4 protein-coding genes are annotated in these 18,443 nt (G+C 60.9%); 2 read left to right on the top strand and 2 right to left on the bottom strand.

What is annotated here, in order from left to right; genetic code table 11:
* Positions 1-791: IS256 family transposase (locus tag EPD60_RS07770; protein ID WP_131448542.1), on the bottom strand; the 791-nt coding region annotated here is incomplete at its 3' end.
* Positions 772-1,116 carry a hypothetical protein gene (locus tag EPD60_RS07765; RefSeq protein ID WP_131448540.1) on the bottom strand — a complete coding sequence of 115 codons (345 nt, stop codon included), beginning with the start codon at positions 1,114-1,116 and terminating at the stop codon, positions 772-774. The genes EPD60_RS07765 and EPD60_RS07770, both read right to left, overlap by 20 nt.
* A 44-nt stretch (positions 1,117-1,160) precedes the next feature.
* Between EPD60_RS07765 and EPD60_RS07760 the strand changes: the two genes are divergently transcribed.
* Both EPD60_RS07760 and EPD60_RS07755 read left to right on the top strand, forming a co-directional pair.
* Entirely contained in the window at positions 1,161-5,006 is a 3,846-nt protein-coding gene (locus EPD60_RS07760) for a fibronectin type III domain-containing protein (RefSeq protein WP_131448538.1), read from the top strand.
* 388 nt (positions 5,007-5,394) lie between these two features.
* Positions 5,395-18,285 carry an Ig-like domain-containing protein gene (locus EPD60_RS07755; RefSeq protein ID WP_131448536.1) on the top strand — a complete coding sequence of 4,297 codons (12,891 nt, stop codon included), beginning with the start codon at positions 5,395-5,397 and terminating at the stop codon, positions 18,283-18,285.
* Positions 18,286-18,443 lie beyond the last annotated feature (158 nt).

Below are 18,443 nucleotides of genomic sequence, written 5' to 3'. Positions count from 1 at the left end.
GAGTTGCGCATCTGGTGCACCAGGCACAGCTGCACTTCGGTCTGGGGGAATAAGTCTTCTATGGCTTCTGCAAACCCCTTCAGGTTATCGATGCAGGCAATGCAGATGTCTTCCACGCCCCGGTGCCTGAGATCAGCGAGCACCGAGCGCCAGAAAGCCGCTCCCTCGTTTTCTCCAAAGTAAATGCCGATCACTTCCTTTTGCCCTTCCGTGGAAACGGCCAGTATGGAATAGATGGCCCGGGTCTTCACCACGCCGTCCTGGCGGACCTTGAAGTGGATGGCGTCGAGCCACACCACGGGATAAACGCTCTCCAGTACCCGGTTTTGCCACTCTTTGATAGCCGGAATGATCCGGTCGGTAATCGCCGTCAGGGTTCCGTCCGAGATATCAAAGTCATAGATCTCTTTTAGATGCTGCTGGATGTCCGAATAAGATAGCCCCATCCCATAGAGGCTTAAAATCTTCTGATCCATGTCCTCGGAGATCACCCGCTGGCGCTTGGCCACTGTCTGCGGCTCGAAGGAGGCGTCGCGGTCGCGGGGCGAAAAAACAGCAAAACCGCCCAAAGAGCTTTGTATGTTTTTTTGTGTGTGGCCATTGCGTCGGTTGCCACCACCCCTTTTACCCGCCTTCAGGTGCGCATCCAACTCGCCTTCCAGCGAAGCTTCAATAACGCGCTTTAAAAGTGGTGTAAAAACACCTTCCGCACCCACTAAAGGCTTGCCTGAACGAAGCTGCTCGCCAGCCTCCCTCACAAAAGCTTCAAAGTCAAATGGTTTCTTCTCCATCGTTTATCAATTTAATCATTATTAAACTGACACACTTTATTGAGCATACTCCACCGCAGGTGGGACCTTTTGTATAACAACTTAGCGTACCAACTTCTTTCCTTATTCTCTTTGCGGTGACAAACCTTCTTTCTCTTTCCCTCAAACCTTCTTCCCACATTTCCATGGGAAAAAACTCATAATATTCTGAGGATTTCCTATTGTTTTCGCCCTTCTGCCGGCTGCATCTTGCACCTATGATCTCCCCGCGCCGCGGGGCTGGTTTGGTCCTCACAGTTTTGGTTTGTTTTCGTTTTTCTTGGTAGTAGTCCAGGGCTGTTTCCACGGCCCTGTTTCTTCTTTCTCCAACTAACCTATAAAACAACACCCATGCAGTTGCAGAAGCGCGCCGGCATTATCCTGGCGTTGACCGTTTGTTCTTTAACCGCATCCCCTGCCTTCGCAGGTGAACACGCTCTTGCTGTACCCGAGCCGGCAACCGCCCTGGTGGCAGGGATCCGCACGGTGAATTCCATCAGCCTCTCCTGGACGCCGGGTACCGGGAGCCGCCGCATCGTGGTGCTGCGTCCGGCCGGCGGTGCCACTACCATTGCTCCTGCAGGCGGCACCGAATACACCGTCAACAGCAGCGGTTCTTATAGCGGGCCGGGCAATGCCAGCACTGGCGCCGCCAACGTAGTGGTGTACAACGGTACCGGATCCTCGGTGACGATTACCGGGCTGAGCGCTGCCACAACCTATATCGCCATCGTATATGAATACAACGGCACCGCCGGCAGCACCGAGTACAGTGCCGGTCTCTCCTCGGGTACGCTGGCGACGCTTGCCGCTGAGCCCACCGGCCAGGTCGCTGCGGGCCTTGCCTTTGCCGGGGTGCAGGGCAATACTTCCGTTAAGATCGATTATCCGTCGGCAAGTTCCGCGGCCATCGCGGCCAACGGCTACCTCCTGCTTTATAAAGAAGGAAAAGCTGTTTCGTTATCGCCCGCCGACCTGCCAGTAGATGGAACGGCTTACGCTACGGGCAGTACGATCGGCGGGGCGACGGTAGGGGCATTCGTCAGCAACAGCAGCCAGGCAAGCTCCATCCTGGCGGGGCTGATAGCAACGAAGCACTACACCTGCTTCCTGCTGCCTTATGCCGGGTCGGCTACGAACAGCACGTATAACTACAATACTTCCGGGACGATTGCAAGCTGTTACGTGCCCGGTTTTTCGGGCGGCGTCAGCAGCGCCGGTGGTGAGGCGGCGCGTATCTCCTCCCTTCTCAATACAGCAACTATCACCGATGTTACACAAGGCGTACAGGTGTGGCAATTCACAATCTCGGAGGGCCCCGATGACGATGCGCTGCCAACGATTATCCGGAGCCTTATCATCAATACGCCGCCAGCGAACCAGTTTGATTTCAGCGCGGGTATTGAGGCGGCCGCGCTTTTCCGGGGCGGCACCCTGGTGCAGGCCACGCTGACCATTCCCCCGGGCAGCGACCAGCTGCAGTTCACCAATATCACGAATGTTGTGGTTCCCGATAATGGCAGCCTCACCCTGTCGTTGCGGCTATCGGTGAAAGCCAATGTGAATGGCGGCGCCAGCACCGGTTCCGCTAACAAGGATGGCGCGCGCTTCGTGTTCCAGATCAGTAATGCAAACATCCTTGCGGATGTGTCGGCAAACTCATCGCAGTTGTCGGCCTTTCCGGCAGTAACAAGCGTTGCCGGCGGGGCGAACATCTACAGTGTGGCGGGAACAGAGATGCGGTTTGCACAGGCTGTGCCTGCTTGGGCCGACCCCTACGTGGCGCTGAGCCCCGCCGTGTCGGTAGAAGTGGTCGATGCCGGCGGCAATCGCGATGTGGACTTCGTGTCGCCGGTAAGTCTTTCTTCCTCCCTGGGCATTGATGGTGTGATCGGCACTACGCCGGTTGCGGGGCTTGCTACCTTCAGCGGACTTTATTTTACCGGCAGCGGCACGGCCACCCTACAGGCCGCGAGCGATGCCTATAGTATCAGTAGTCCGGTGAGTGTCAACAGTTTTGGCATCGCGGGTGTATATACGTTCAATGCAGCCGCCGCCTGTGCAAACGGCACTGCCTATATGCCTTCCGTGGTGGCGGATCATCTCACGTTCAGCAATATTTCACTTGCGGGGATCAGCTGCAACGGCAATGGCAACACGCCAGGTGCCACCACGGCGGCAACCCTGCTCAGCACCAACACCAGCTGGCCGGCTTCGCCGGATCCGGCCAAGTACATCGAGTTCCAGGTGAGCGCCGCCGCGGATCATGGGCTCAATGTCAGCGCCATTGCTTTCGAAACACTGCGCACCGCCGCCGGCGCCACGCATGTCAGCCTGCGCAGCAGCCTCGATGCTTTCGCCACCGACCTGGGCACCGCTGCCGTGGGCACCACGCAGGCGCCGGTATTGTTTTCACCGGGCGCGGCCTTCGCCAATCTCACCGGGACGGTCACCTTCCGGCTTTTTCCCTGGGGGGGCACTTCCGGCAATTTCCGGATCGACAACCTGGTGTTGCGGGGAAACGTGGTTTTTTCCGAAGCCGTTGCCGACTACCGCACCGCGCAGAGCGGCTACTATGACGATCCGGCTACCTGGGAATATCAAACGGGTGCCGGCTGGGCCCCTGCCACCGCGATCCCCGGTGCGGCTAACAAGCAGACGATACAAAGCGGGCATACCATCACGCTTCGCGCGGACATCAGCGCCGGTGTGCTGCGTGTAGACGGCACGCTCGACGCAGGAAACAACGTGGTTAACGGCACCGGCACGGTTACGATCAATGGTGGTCTGCGCACGTCACATGCTTCGGGCATTGGCGGTACCCTGCCGGTGGCTGCCGTCAGCATCGGCAGCGGGGGCACTATTCATTATACCGGCAGCGGGCAGGCAGTCACCGCGCGCAACTACGTGCACCTCGACCTGTCGGGCGCAAGCGCACCGCAGTTTCCGACCGGTACCATCGGTATCAGCGGCATGCTGCATGCCGGCGCCCTCACTGCTATTCCCAACTGCACCATTGCGTTCAATGGGAGCACCCTGCAAACGGTGCCCGCCCTCGAATATGCCGGAATGCAGATCGACAATAGCGCCGGTGTGCAACTTGCCGGTGCGGTTAATACGGGTGCTCTTCTTTTAACAGCTGGCCCCTTGTTCCTCGGTGCGCATACGCTTACAGCGGGTGTCATCAGCGGCGGCTCGGCCGCCGCGTTCGTGGTAACGGGCAGCAGCGGTATGCTCAAGCGCGTCGCACTTAATGGGACGCAGCTTTTCCCCGTCGGGTCGGATGCGGCCACCTACACGCCGGTGACCGTAAGCCATGCCGGGGGGATCGACTGGGCGGTACGCGTGCAGGCGGGCTTTGCCGGTTACCCGGCCATCAACAGCGGGCAGGCCCTGCCGCGCGTCTGGCATATACTACCTGCGGCGGCACCGGTCACAACAGCTGCCACCCTTAGTTTTTCTTATCCCGATGCTTTATGGACAAATCCTGTTTCGGTGGATGCTTACCATTACAGCAATGGCTGGTACCTCGCCGACAATGGCGCCGGGCTGCCCCCCGTGTCTGCCGGCGGCATGCGTACGGTAACGCTTTCGGGGCAAAGAAGCTTTTCTCCATTTGCTCTTTCCGGCACCGGCACGCCGCTGCCGGTACGTCTGTTGTATTTCCGCGGACGAAGCACGCAGGCGGGCGGGGTGCTCGAGTGGGCGACGGCCACCGAGGCGAACAATGCCGGCTTTACAGTGGAGCGTTCCCGCGACGCGCGACACTTCGAAGTCCTGGCCGCCCTGCCTTCGGCAGCCCCCGGGGGAAACAGCACAAGCCGGCTTGACTATCATTATGTAGATAGTTTGCTGCCGGAAGGCGGTGCCTGGTACCGCGTACGCCAAACCGACCATGACGGCCGCAGCAGCCTGGGAACGGTGCTGCAACTGCGGCGCCAGGGAGCGGAAAGTATATTGTTGGTGCCGGAAGCAGGCCGGTTGCGCCTGCGCATAAAGGCGATGGAAGCCAGTAGTGCCAGCGTTGCACTTTATGCTGCCGATGGCCGGCTCCTGTACCGGAAGCAGCTGATGCTTACGGTCGGCACCGTTTGGCATGAGTTGCCTGCACCTCCTAAACCGGGTACCTACTTCCTGCAGTTGCTGCTGCCGGATGGCTGCCGGCGTCATTCCTTTATATACAGGGGGCTTCCGTAGTAATACGGGCGGGGGGCATCGGCTATTCCGAAAACGCAATAGGCAACCCATATTCTTATTTCGCCGAGGATTTTGCCGGCTTCAAAGAAAAAAAGAAGTTTTTCATCCGGCGGTTGAAATGAAGATTCTATATTAGCAGAAGATTAGACTTGCACTACTGACCTTTCGTTTCCAAGAAAACAGGGCTTTACTTTCCGCCCGCTAGCCAGCCAAACAACCAAAACTAACCTTTCAAAACCTCCGCTCTAACCTCTTTTAAACTCCTCGTGGAGTGGCGTTTCGCTGCTTCCTGCTTTCCTGTCTTCAACACCCGTTGAGCCGTCTTCGTATAGCCGGCCGGACCCCTTTTTGCCCTTACTGGCCAAGACCAAAAAAACAACCTACGTTTATGAGGAAGCTTTTTGCTGTGCTCTGCACTCTTGCGTGCGCTATGGCCGCCCAGGCCCAGAATGTTGCCGTTACATCCACAACGGGAAGTTCGCTATCCAGTAGTTATACAACCCTTAAGCTGGCTTTCGACGCAATCAACGCCGGTACGCACCAGGGTGTGGTCACCGTGACGCTGAACGGCAATACCACCGAGGGTACGACGCCCGCCACCCTGAACAACAGCGGTATCGGGTCGGCCTCTTATACCAGCGTCAGTATCCGGCCAGGTGTGGATGGAGTAACGGTTACCGGAAATCCTGCTTCCGGCTTCGGCGTGATTCAGCTCAATGGTGCCGACAACGTCACCATCGACGGCGACAACCCCAACTCCGGGGGCACCAACCGCAACCTCACCATCAACAATACTTCCTCCACGACCTACAACTCGGTGATCCGCGTGGCAACAGGCACCAGTAATACTACGGCCAACAGTATTATCATCAGGAATGTCAGCCTGAATGGCGGCATCACCGGCGGTAACGCTTCGACGGTTACATCTTCCACGTCGGCGGCCGGCACCCAGTTTGGTGTGCTGGTAGGTTCGGGCGCCAGCTCCACCAATTCAACGCTCACCGCTACATCGTCGGTGACACCGACGATGAGTACGACGGCGACATTTACGGCGAACAACTTCACCGTAACGAACTGTGCCATCAACCAGGTAGGTCGCGGTATCGTTTTCGCGGGAGGAGCAACAACAAATACGAATCAACTGACAATTACCAATAACGTAATTGGCGCCGCCGGATCCTTGTCCGGCGTTTCCGCGCCTTATACCAGCCCCGCGACGACCGTATATATACGGGGTATTTACGTTTCGGGTGTTACCTCGCTCGACATCTCCGGCAATACCGTCCGCAACATTGTTTCCTACCTGCTGACCAGCAGCTACGGTATCGAGCTTGCAGCCAACATCGGCGCCACGGGTGGAACTATCACACTGAACAACAATACGGTTTCCGGTGTGTCTAATAACAATGTCGGTGGCTTCTCCGGGGCCGCGGCGGGCATCCAGGTCACGGCATTGGCTATCGCCGCCCAGGTCAAAGGAAACGTCGTCAGTGGTATTCATAACGTCAGCGGCAGCAGCGTTACCGGCATTGCAACCGTAACCAGCGCCACCGCCACACCGAGCATCGAGCTTTCCTTCAACCAGGTAAGCAATGTATATAACGACTACAGCTCCGGCGCCGCCGCCCGCGGTATTGCCCATACGAGCGGCAACAACGTAATGATGTTCAACAACTTTGTTTCCGACGTGAACGGCTACGCCATCGGTTCGCTGACCTCCACCTCGGGGAAAACGGGTATTTATGTATCCTCCGGTACCGGGCATAAGATCTACCACAACTCGGTGAACCTGTACGGCACTATCCTAGGCGGCACGGGCACCGATATCACCAACGCGCTTCATATTACGAGCACTTCGGCCACCGGCATCGACGTCCGTAACAACATCTTCTCGAACCAGATGACCCGTCCCGTTTCTAACGGATCGCAGATGAACCGCACGGCGGTGACCCTCCCGAGCGGCCCTACGGTGTCGATGAACCTGACCCTGAACAACAACGCTTACTATTCGGCTTCCGATACGATCCTGTCGGCGGGCAGCGTGTATTATAAAGCTTCCGCTTTCAACAAGACCGTTACGACACCGACCACGAATTCGCGCGCACTCACCAGCACCCTTTCTTCTGCAGGCACCAACGATAATGGTTCCTACGCCGCTTCGGTACAGCCCCCCTTCCTGAATAACGCCGACCTGCATCTCGACGCAACCGACGAAGCGAACCTGATGTACGGTGGCGACAATTCGGTGGTGACCGCAAACTCCACACTCCTGAACAAAGACATCGACGGGCAAGGACGGCCGGCCAACAGCCCTGTGCCGCTTTACGGCGCCGACGAAGTGTCGCTGCCCGTCTGTGATCCCGGCAACCTGCAGGCCGGCAACCCGAACGGGAACGGATATTCCATCTGTATCAACGGCAGCCAGCAGCTTTCGATGAACTCGTATACGACGGCAGTAGGGGTGAGCTATAAGTGGTATACCGCGGATGGAAACGGTAACCTTCTTGCGCCGGTCAGCGGTGCCACGAGCCCGAGCCTGACCGTGGGCTCCGGACTCAGCGCGGGAACATATTACTACGTGTTTACAGCAACCTGCTCCGGCACCACTCAAAATGCCCAGGTGATCCAGCTTGACGTGAACCCGAATCCTACGGTTTCGATCAATGCCAGCAGCCGCACGATCTGTACGCCGGGAGGGACGGCCGTTACGCTTACTGCAAGCGGTGCCACTACGTACAACTGGAGCCCCGCATCCGGCCTGAGCGCTACGAATACGGCGTCGGTGACCGCCAACCCCTCGGCTTCTACCAATTATACCGTAACCGGCACGAACGCATTCGGTTGTACCGCCACCGCGGCCAGCCCGGTAAGCCTGATTCCGGGTGTTACCATGAGCGCGGCTACGGCAACGCCCAACCAGATCTGCGCGGGCGCTACGTCGCAGCTTGCATCGGGCGCCTCGGTGCCAACGACGGCCAAAGGCTATAAATTCAGTGCGGGCACCGGCAGCCTCGACCCGATGGCCGGAGCCACGGCCCTGACCTTCTCCGAAAACGACGACGCCGCGAGCGCCGCCACCGCCATCGGTTTCAGCTTCCCGTATGAAGGCGTGAACTATACGCATTTCGCTGCTGCCACCGACGGCTGGCTGATGCTGGGTGCTTCGTCGATGACGGCTGCCGCCGACTTTACCAACGGCCTCAACAAGAACACCAATATACCGAAGCTGAGCCCCCTGTGGGATGACCTCTCGACCGGCACCGACGGTGGTGTGAAGTATGTTGTTACCGGCACGGCGCCGAACCGCATCCTGATTGTCCAGTGGTTTGTGACCATCCCGCGCAATACCACAGGAGCCGCCAACGCTACCTTCCAGGCCTGGCTTTACGAAACGAGCGGAAAGATCGAATACCGCTACGGCAACACCGGTACGCTTGTAAGTGCTTCGGTAGGCCTCACCGGTGCCGTCAGCACCAACTTCCTCAGCGTGACCCCTTCGAACCAGGTAATTGAATATGTAACGCCCAACGATGCCGTCACCGCAGCACCCGCTTCGGGCACGGTATACCAGTTTTTGCCCACCACCCTTTCGGGCTACACCTGGGCCCCGGCTACCTTCCTGAGCGATCCGCTGGTGCAAAACCCGATGGTCACCAGCGCTTTCAACGCCACCACCAACTATACCGTACAGGCAGTTGCTTCGAACGGTTGCGCCAGCACGTCCAGCACCTCTGTGGCGCTCAGCACCGGTGCCCCGAGCCTCAGCGGCCTCACGCGTACACCTGCCACTTCGGTGTGCCCGGGCACGGGCATTACGATCAATGCCAACCTGGCCGGCGGATGTGGTCCCTTCGTATACCGCTTCTGGGCCAACGCGGCTTCGGCTGCCGATACCCTCAGCGGCGGCCCGGCCACACTCCTGTACAGCGGCAGCACCTTCAGCGGCAGCAATGCCGTGGTGGCGCCCACCGGCACTACCAACTACCTGCTGGCCATTTATGACAACAACAACAGCAGCGATGTCAGCCTCTTCACCGTAACAGTGTTCACAACTCCCAGCCTCAGTATCAGTCCCGCCACAGCTACCGTGTGTGCCAACGGCACGGCATCACTTACCGCCAGCGGCGCCGTGACGTACGCCTGGTCACCGGCCGGCGGACTCAACGCCACCACCGGCGCCTCCGTAACTGCCAGCGCCGTGGGTAATGTTACCTATACCGTTACGGGCACCGACGCCAACGGATGTACCGGAACCGCATCGCGCATCGTAACCTATGTGCCGGCACAGGCGGTGACCATCACGCCGTCGGCGTCGTCGATCTGTTCCAACCAGATCGCCACGCTCAATACCACGGTGGCCAACATTCCGGCCACGGTGAAAAATTATTTGTTCAGCACTGGCACCGGTGCCGCCATCGACCCGATGACGGGCGCCACGGTTGCCCTCTCTTCGGGCGATGACGATACGCCAATGGCTACCAGCACTGCCATCGGCTTCAACTTTCCTTACGAGGGCACCAACTATACGCAGTTCGCGGTGTCGCCCGACGGCTGGGTCCGCCTCGGCACCTCCACGTTCACGCCCTCCAGCAGCTTCAGCAACTCGCTCACCAGCAGTTCCGAGCTGCCCAAGATCTCACCTTACTGGGATGATCTTTCCACGGGCTCCACGGGCAATGTGAGCTACGTGATGAAAGGCACGGCACCGAACCGCATCCTGGTCATCCAGTGGTTCGTGACCATCCCGCGCAGCAACAGCGCCGCGGCCAACTCCACCTTCCAGGCCTGGCTGTATGAAACCACCGGCCGCATCGAATTCCGCTACGGTACGATGGGCTCTTCCAGCATGAGCGCCTCTGTAGGCCTCACCGGCGCTTCGAGCAGCAACTTCAACAGCGTAACGGTAAGCAGCAACACCAACAGCGTTACCACTGCCGACGACGCGGTTTCGGGCCAGCCGGTTTCGGGGCGCTACTATGCCTTCGGCGCACCCGCTTCGGCACAGGCGCCCTATACCTACAGCTGGTCGCCCGCTACGTTCCTGAGCGACAACACCGCCCAGAATCCCATTGTATCTAACCTCAGCGCCACGACTACCTACACGGTAACCGCAACCGGTGCTTCGGGCTGCAGCAATACGGCGCAAACCACCATTACCCTGGCTACCGGCGCGCCCAATATCAGCGGGCTGACCATGACGCCGGCCACGGCCGTCTGCCCCGGCACCTCCGTTGCCATCGCCCCCAACCTCACGGGTGGCTGCAACCCCTTCCGGTACCGCCTTTTCCGTAATGCCACACAGGCCTCCGACACGCTTAGCGGTGGTCCGGCAGTGCTGGTATACAGCGGCAGCAGCTTTACCGGTGCCAACGCAAGCGTTGCGCCCACCGTTACCACCAACTACTACCTGTTGGTGACCGATAACTCCAACCAGACCGGTGAGAAGTTCTTCACCGTCAACGTGAATGTTCCGGGAGTGCTGACGGTGACCCCGTCCGCAACGACCATCTGCAACAACGTACCGGTGAACCTGACCGCCAGCGGCAGTGCCGGCACCTATGCCTGGAGCCCCTCCACAGGCCTCAGCGCCACCAATACGGCAACAGTGACGGCTACACTGACGGGCTCGATGGTATATACCGTTACCGGCACGGACGCCAACGGCTGTACGGCCACCGGCAGCACCGCGCTTCGCTATGTTCCTGTTCCGGCGCTCACCGTCAGCGCGACGCCGGCCACTATCTGCTCGGGACAAAACGTTTCCGTGCTCGCTGCGGCAACCGCGGTGCAGACGGCCAACACTTATTCTTTTGCAAGCGGTACCGGCAGCACACTCGACCCGATGACCGGCGCTACGGCGCTGACGTTCTCGGGCAACGATGATGCTGCGAGCGCCGCGACCGCCATTGGTTTCAGCTTCCCTTATGAAGGCGTGAACTATACGCATTTCGCTGCCGCCACCGACGGCTGGCTGATGCTGGGCAACGCGTCGATGACGGCTGCCAGCGACTTCTCCAACAACCTCAACGAGAATACCAACGTTCCGAAGCTGAGCCCCCTGTGGGATGACCTCTCCACCGGTACCGACGGCTCGGTGAAATACTATGTTACCGGCACGGCCCCGAACCGCATCCTGATTGTTCAGTGGTTTGTGACCCTGCCCCGCAGTACGACGGGAGCCGCCAATTCCACCTTCCAGGCCTGGCTCTACGAAACGAGCGGCAAGATCGAATACCACTATGGTGCCATGGGCGCGCCCGCATCGGCCTCCATCGGCCTCACCGGTGCCGTCAACACCAATTACCTCGGTGTGAACGTCGCCGCCGGTTATGCCCTCTCCGGTGTCGTCAAGGATGACAATGCCGTACAACCCGCCGCCGGAACAGTATACACCTTCCTGCCTGCATCGACGCAGATGAACTACAGCTGGACTCCGTCGACCTTCCTCGACAATGCGGCGATCGCCAACCCGACTGCGGTAGGCGTAATGGCCTCGACCTCCTGGACAGCCAATGTTACCGACGCCGCCGGCTGCTCTTACTCCGGCGCCACTACCGTGAACATCACGGCACAGCCGATCAGCATCGGCTCCATGAGCGCTACGAACAACAACTACTGTGTCACCGCGGTGGCCAGCACCACCATCTCTGCCAACGTGCTCGGCGGCTGTCCTCCCTACACCTATGTGTGGAGCGCCAACGGCAGTACGCTGCAGACGCAGACCTCGCCCTCGATGCTGAATACCCTCACGGTTTCGCCCACGGCGAGCACCACCTACACGGTGGTTGTAACCGACGTGAACGGAACGGTTGCCAGCACCGGCAACACCTTCACCGTGAATGTGACCAACCCGCAGGTTACCGGCACCACGCCGGCCTCCCGTTGCGGCACGGGTACGGTGGTTCTGGGCGCCAGCGCGGCCCCCGGTGAAATCATCACCTGGTACAGCGCCCTCACGGGCGGCACGGTGCTGGGCAGCGGCAGCAGCTTCACCACGCCGTCGATCAGCAGCACCACGAACTTCTACGCTTCCGTAACCTCCGGCGGGTCGCTGGTATCGGTGGGCGCGCCCAACACCGGCATCTCGACGTTGCTCGATGCGCAGACCACAACCAACAGCGCAGGTATCAACTTCGATGTGCTCTCCACCACGACCATTTCCTCGGTGGATGTGTACCCGACCGGTGCCGTGGGTTCCAGCTACACCATCGGCATCTTCCAGCCTTCGGTGAGCACCACAGTGCCGGTTGCCACCTATACCTTCACCAGTACGGTGCAGGGATCGATCAGCAATGCACAGGTGCAGACGGTGCCGGTGAGCTTCACGCTCACGCCGGGCAGCTACCGGATGGCGTTCACCGTTAATGCCGGTGTGCTGCGCAACGATGGCGGCGCCGCATTCCCCTACGCTTCGCCGACGCTGACGCTTACGAGCAGCACGCTGAGCGGATATTATTACTACTTCTACAATTTCGTGGTCAACAACGGCTGCACCGGCACCCGCGTGCCCGTGACCGCCACGGTGACCGACCCGCCGATACTGACCATCACGGGTAACAAGACGATCTGTAACAACACGATCACAGCCCTGTCGGTGACCTCCGCCACGACGGACTTCAACACTTACGTATGGAGCCCGGTAGCCAACCTGTATACGGATGCCGCTGCCACACAGGCCTATACCAGCGGTACCAGTGCCACCACGGTATACTTCAAGTCGTCCACTTCGGGCAACTACACATACTCGGTGCTTGCCAACCAGACCGGCGGCGGCCAGTGCGGCGCCACGGCTACAAGCATCGTGTCGGTGCAGCCCGCTTCGGGTACGCTATCGGGTGGTACCAACCCCATCTGCATCAGCGCAACGCCCACCATCACGCTCGGCGGCGGCACCTACCGCACACCGTTCCTGGTGTGGGAGCGCTCCACCGACGGCAGCAGCTATAGCCCCATCACGCCTTCGACGAGCGCCGCGGCTTACGCGGAGCCCGCCGCCATTACCGCTACCACCTGGTATCGTGTAACGGTGAAGGACAGCCTGGGTGCCGTCTGCTTTGCACCCGCACCGCTCCAGCTCGTGGTGAATACGCCGGCACTCACCCTCGCCTCCGCTTCGGTAACCCGTTGCGGCGCGGGCAGCGTGACGCTCTCGGCAAACCCCGCCGGCTCGGCCACGATCAAGTGGTACACCGTTCCGACGGGCGGCACCGCTGTGGCCACCACCAACAGCTATTCTCCCAACGTTACTGCCAATACGACCTACTATGCCGCGGCCGTTATCGGCACCTGCGAATCGGCCCGCCAGGCTGTGGCAGTGACGGTATCTACGCCGCCGGCGGTGAACATTACCGCCAGCCCGCTGGTGAACGGCAACGTATCGATCTGTGCCGGCGCCACCATCTCGCTCAGCGCAGGTAGTGCCAACGGCTCTTACAGCTATAGCTGGACCGGCAACGGTCTCAGCGCCACCACCGGTGCCGCCGTTACAGCCACGCCCACGCAGAGCGGTTCCTACACCGTTACCGCTACCGACAACTCGGGCGGCGCCTTCACAGGCTGCTCCGGCACAGCGACCATCGCGGCCACGGTGAACCTCGCCGGCTACCAGCTGACGGCCAATGCCACCAATACCAACCTGTGTAATGGTGCCACTACGAACCTGTCGGCTGTCTTCACCAACAACCTCCCGGCGCCTGCATACACAGCGGGTGTCGTGACGAACCCGGTTACGGATGAAGACATCGCGAATGTGACCTTCGGCCAGGGTGCCACCACCCTGTTCAATAACAGCTCCACGCGCAACTCCCTTACCGGCACGCTCGGTGTTGCTACCGGCACTGCCGGCGCTTATTCCGATTTCTCGGCCTTTGGTCCCTACACCGTTAGCGCAGGCCAGTCGTACGACTTCTCGGTCACTACTTCGGATGCCGGTACGGGCTTCTCCCACGCAGTTGCCGTGTTTGTAGACTTCGACGGCGACGGTGCGTTCAGTGCCGCGGAAATGGTGTACACGTCGGCTGCCACCACCTCGGGTGCGCATACCGAAACCGGTAGCTTCACTATCCCCACGACCGCCATCGGCCTGATGCGGATGCGAGTGATCGCAAACGAAGGCTTGATCACTTCGTCCACCCAAACCGTTGGCTATGGCGAACAGGAAGACTACCTGCTGAGCGTGCGCAACAGCGCGCCGGCCGCCATCACCAGCTACAGCTGGAGCGACGGCACCTCAACGGTGAGCACGTCGCCTTCCTTCAACGTGGTTCCGGCGCAAACGACAACCTATACGCTGACGGCAACGCAGACCGCCTCGGGCTGCTCCATCAGCGCCAGCCGCCTCATTACGGTGGGCAGCGCGCTTGTAATGGCACCGGCTGCAGCACAGCCCGCGATCTGTGTTGGCGGATCAACCACGCTTACGGCAAACGTCAGCGGCGGCGGCCAGCCCTATGCTTATTCCTGGAAGGATGCAAACGACCAGGTAGTGAGCACCGCGGCTTCCTTCAGCGTGTCGCCGGGCCAAACGACCACTTACACGCTGACGGTTACAGACAACTGCGGCTCCACCGGCAGCGCACCCGTTACGGTGACCGTAAACACGTTGCCGACCGTGACCATCACACCTTCTGCAACGACGGCCCAGTGCGCCTCAAGCCTGCTGCTGAACTCGTCGATTACCAATGGCGGCAGCGCGGTGTACCAGTGGCTGCGCAACGGCAGCGCTATCGCCGGCGCCGGCAGTGCGAGCTTTAACCTCACCAACGACGGCTCCGGCATTGTCAGCGGCTTGTTCAGCCTGCGGGTGACCAACAGCACGACGTCCTGCTCGGCAACATCGGCTGCTACCAGCATCACGCTGAACCCGGTTCCGTCTACGCCGGCCATCACGCCTGTCAGCGCGTCGGTATGCCAGGGCTCGGTGCAGCAGCTTACCGCTGCCTCCACCACCTACCGCAGCGGCACCATCGGCGCCGGCACCGGCAGCTCGTCCACGGTAACGCCCTACCGCGGCAGCTTTGGCGCACAAAAGATCCAATACCTGTATAAGGCTTCCGAGCTGACCGCCATCGGCCTCAGCAGCGGCAGCGTCATCAACAGTATCAGCATTCCCGTTACGGCGCTCACCGTGCAGCCGGCTGTCTTTGCCAACTTCACCATTTCGATGAAGAATACGTCGACGACGGCGCTGACCAGCACTGCGGAAACCGGCCTGACGACGGTATTGCCGGCAACGACGCTCACGCTCAGCGGCACCGCGCCGTTTACCGCCAACCACGTGCTGGCCACTCCTTTCACCTGGAACGGCACCTCGAACCTCGTGGTTGAATTCTGCTACAATAACAACAACAGCGGTACGGCAAGCACCTCGGCTACGGTAACCACGACCACCACCACGGGTGGGGCCGCTTACAGCAGCGCCGATAACACTCCGGCCCACTGCAGCGCCACCACCGGTTTCACCACGTCTTCGTCGCGGGTGAATATGGGCTTCCAGGCTGTCGGCACCTCCAATATGGTGTGGACGGTGAGCCCGGGTGTTTACACCGGACTTTATACCAATGCCGGCGCCACCACCGCCTATACCGGCACCGCCGCGACCAGCGTGTACACGAAGCCCACGGGCAACGTTACCTACACGGTGACCGCCAGCAATAGCCAGGGCTGCTCGGCCACAGGTTCGGTAGCCGTTACGGTAGCCACACCTTCCGTGGCGCCCACGGTGCTGAACGCTTCGCAATCCACCGTATGCGCAGGCACCAACGTAATCCTGACGCAGACCGGCGGCTCCCTGGCCGCGGGTGCACAGTGGAAGTGGTACCGCGACGCTGCCTTTACCCAGGCGGAAGGCAGCGCCATCGCCAGCGCCAACGCCCAGGTTACGGTGTCGCCCACCAGCACTACCACCTATTACCTGCGTGCAGAAGGCGGCAACGCACCCTGCACGGCTAATGTATCGGGTGCCGCCACGGTAACCGTGACCGTGCCCGGCGCCGCCGTGGGTGGAACAGTAGCGTCCAGCCAGTCGATCACCTCCGGCCAGGCGCCCGCCACCCTCTCCCTCTCCGGCCACACCGGTACGGTAACGGGCTGGGAGCGCTCCACGGATGGCATCAACTGGACGCCGGTCGCCGTGTCCTCGGCTACCCTCACCGGCGCCCAGACAGGCAACCTCTCGCAAACGACACAGTTCCGTGCGCTCGTCAACTCGGGTGGCTGCTCTTCGGCTACCTCTACGGCCGTCACCGTCACGGTGGTTGGCGCCCCAGCCACCTTTACCTTCTCGGGTTCGGGCGGTTATTGCGACGGCATCGGCCGCACCGCAACGCTTTCAGGCTCCGAAACCGGCATCAGCTACCAGCTGAAGAAAGGCGCCGTCAACCAGGGTGCGGCGGTAGCCGGCACCGGCGCGGCCCTCAGCTTCGGGCCGCTCACCGCGGGCACCTACACGATCGTGGCATCCAACAGCGTTGGTTTCGAGGTGACCATGACCGGAACGGTGGTGATCTCCGACCTCGGCTCCTTCGCGGTGCAGCTGGTACCCCAGGCACAGTATATCTGCAACGTGGGCGGATCAACTACTATCAACATCAGCGGCGGCCCCGCCAACGGCCAGGTGACCTACCTGACCAACGGTGCCAACCCGGTGACGCTCCAGCTCAATGCCTCCGGCGCTGCCTCCTTCGCTACGGGCGCCCTGCCGGCCAATGTCACCTACACGGTGAACGCGGTCAGCAACGGCACCTGCGCCACGGCAACAAGCACGACCACTACGATCTATGTAGGCCAGCTGGCACCCGCTACGGTGCCCAACCGCGACTACTGCGCCGGCGTTTCCGTGCCCGCACAGACCTTTACGGGTAACTTCCCCGCTGGTACGCAGTACCGCTGGACGGTGCGCGGCGGTCTGCGGATCGGTATGAATGCCCAGGACACCACCGGCACCGGCACGGCCCTCCCGGCCTTCACCAGCGCCAACGCTACCGGAGCCCAGATATCGGCCCAGGTATCCGTAGCGCCGGTTGTTACACCGCCGGCAGGATGCAAAGTGGGTTCCTCGGAATACGTCATCCGCATCCAGGCCGCACCGCAGGTGCAGGTGGTAACGGGTGGCAACCAGGTGGTATGCTCCGGCTCGATGTCGCAGCCCATCGGGCTGCAGGGCAACCAGGCAACGGGTATGACTTTCCGCTGGACGCATACCAATACCGCGGTGGGCGCTCTAGCCACCGGTGCGGTGTCTTCTTCCAGCCCGGCCATCCCGGCCTTCCTGGCGCAGAACCTGACAGCCAGCGCCACCATCGCCACCACTTATACCATCACGCCGTATATCGGTTCCTGCTCCGGCAGCCCGGTAACGACTACGCTGACGGTAAACCGCGCGGTGAGCGATATCGTCTACCCTGGAGCCCCGCTCTGCGCTTCGACAGGCGTGGTAACACCGCGGTTGTCGGGCACACCGGGTGGCAGCTATAGCTACATCAACATGAGCACCGGAACCCCGACCGGTCTCAGCCTCAACACAAGTACTGGTGCCGTGAATACGCTGGCCTCGTCGGCGGGCACCTACCGCGTGACCTATACCCTCGGGGCAGCGGCCGGCAGCTGTGGCGGCAGTGCCAGCACCGACCTGATCATCAGCCCGAAAGTGGAAGTGAGCGGCACCTCCAACCGCACGATCTGCAGCGGCACCCCGCTCCTGATCACCTTCTCGTCGCCGCAGTCGTCGCAGACCACGATCACCTATACCTGGGCTATCGGGTCGGTGTCGGGCTCCAACCCCGTGGCGCTCGGCCTGCCCACCTCCGGTACCGGAACCACCATTTCGGCCACACCGGTCAACAACACCGGCGCGCCGGTGCGGGTGATGGTGCAGGTGAAGGCAACGCCTTCGGGCGCGGGCTACTGTGCTTCCACTACGTCGAGCTTCTATGTGACCATCAACAACTGCGGTACCATCACCATGAGCGGCGACGCTGGCGGAGCCCCGGCAACGGCACGCAGCATCGCGGCGCCGGCCGAAGAAGCACCCGCCGAAGCGGTGACCCTCGGACCGAACCCGACGCAGAACCGCGTGACGGTATTCCTCGAAGGCGGGAAGGGTAAGACCTACGCGGTGCAGCTGCTCACCCAGCAGGGTGCCGTACTGAGCCGCCCCGCCACCTTCAGCAGCGACCGCTATACGCTCGACCTCACCGGGCTTCCGGCAGGCGTATATATCGTGCAGCTGCAGGAAGCCGGCACCGGCCGCATCACGCGCCGGCAGGTGGTGAAGCTCTAGGACGCTGAACACACACTCAAACTCAAAGGCCTCCCGAAAGGGAGGCCTTTTTATTCGGCAAGGGATCTATCTCGGAGGAAGGGCGCAAGCGCCCTGGGTCACGACGGCGCAAAGGCACGACGGCACGACGCTATGTTGGTAGAACATTTTTCGTTGCG

Source organism: Flaviaestuariibacter flavus, from assembly GCF_004337505.1.
GTDB lineage: Bacteria > Bacteroidota > Bacteroidia > Chitinophagales > Chitinophagaceae > Flavisolibacter > Flavisolibacter flavus.
The sequence above is the reverse complement of the archived record's forward strand: the minus strand, read 5'-3'. Positions and strand labels throughout refer to the sequence as shown.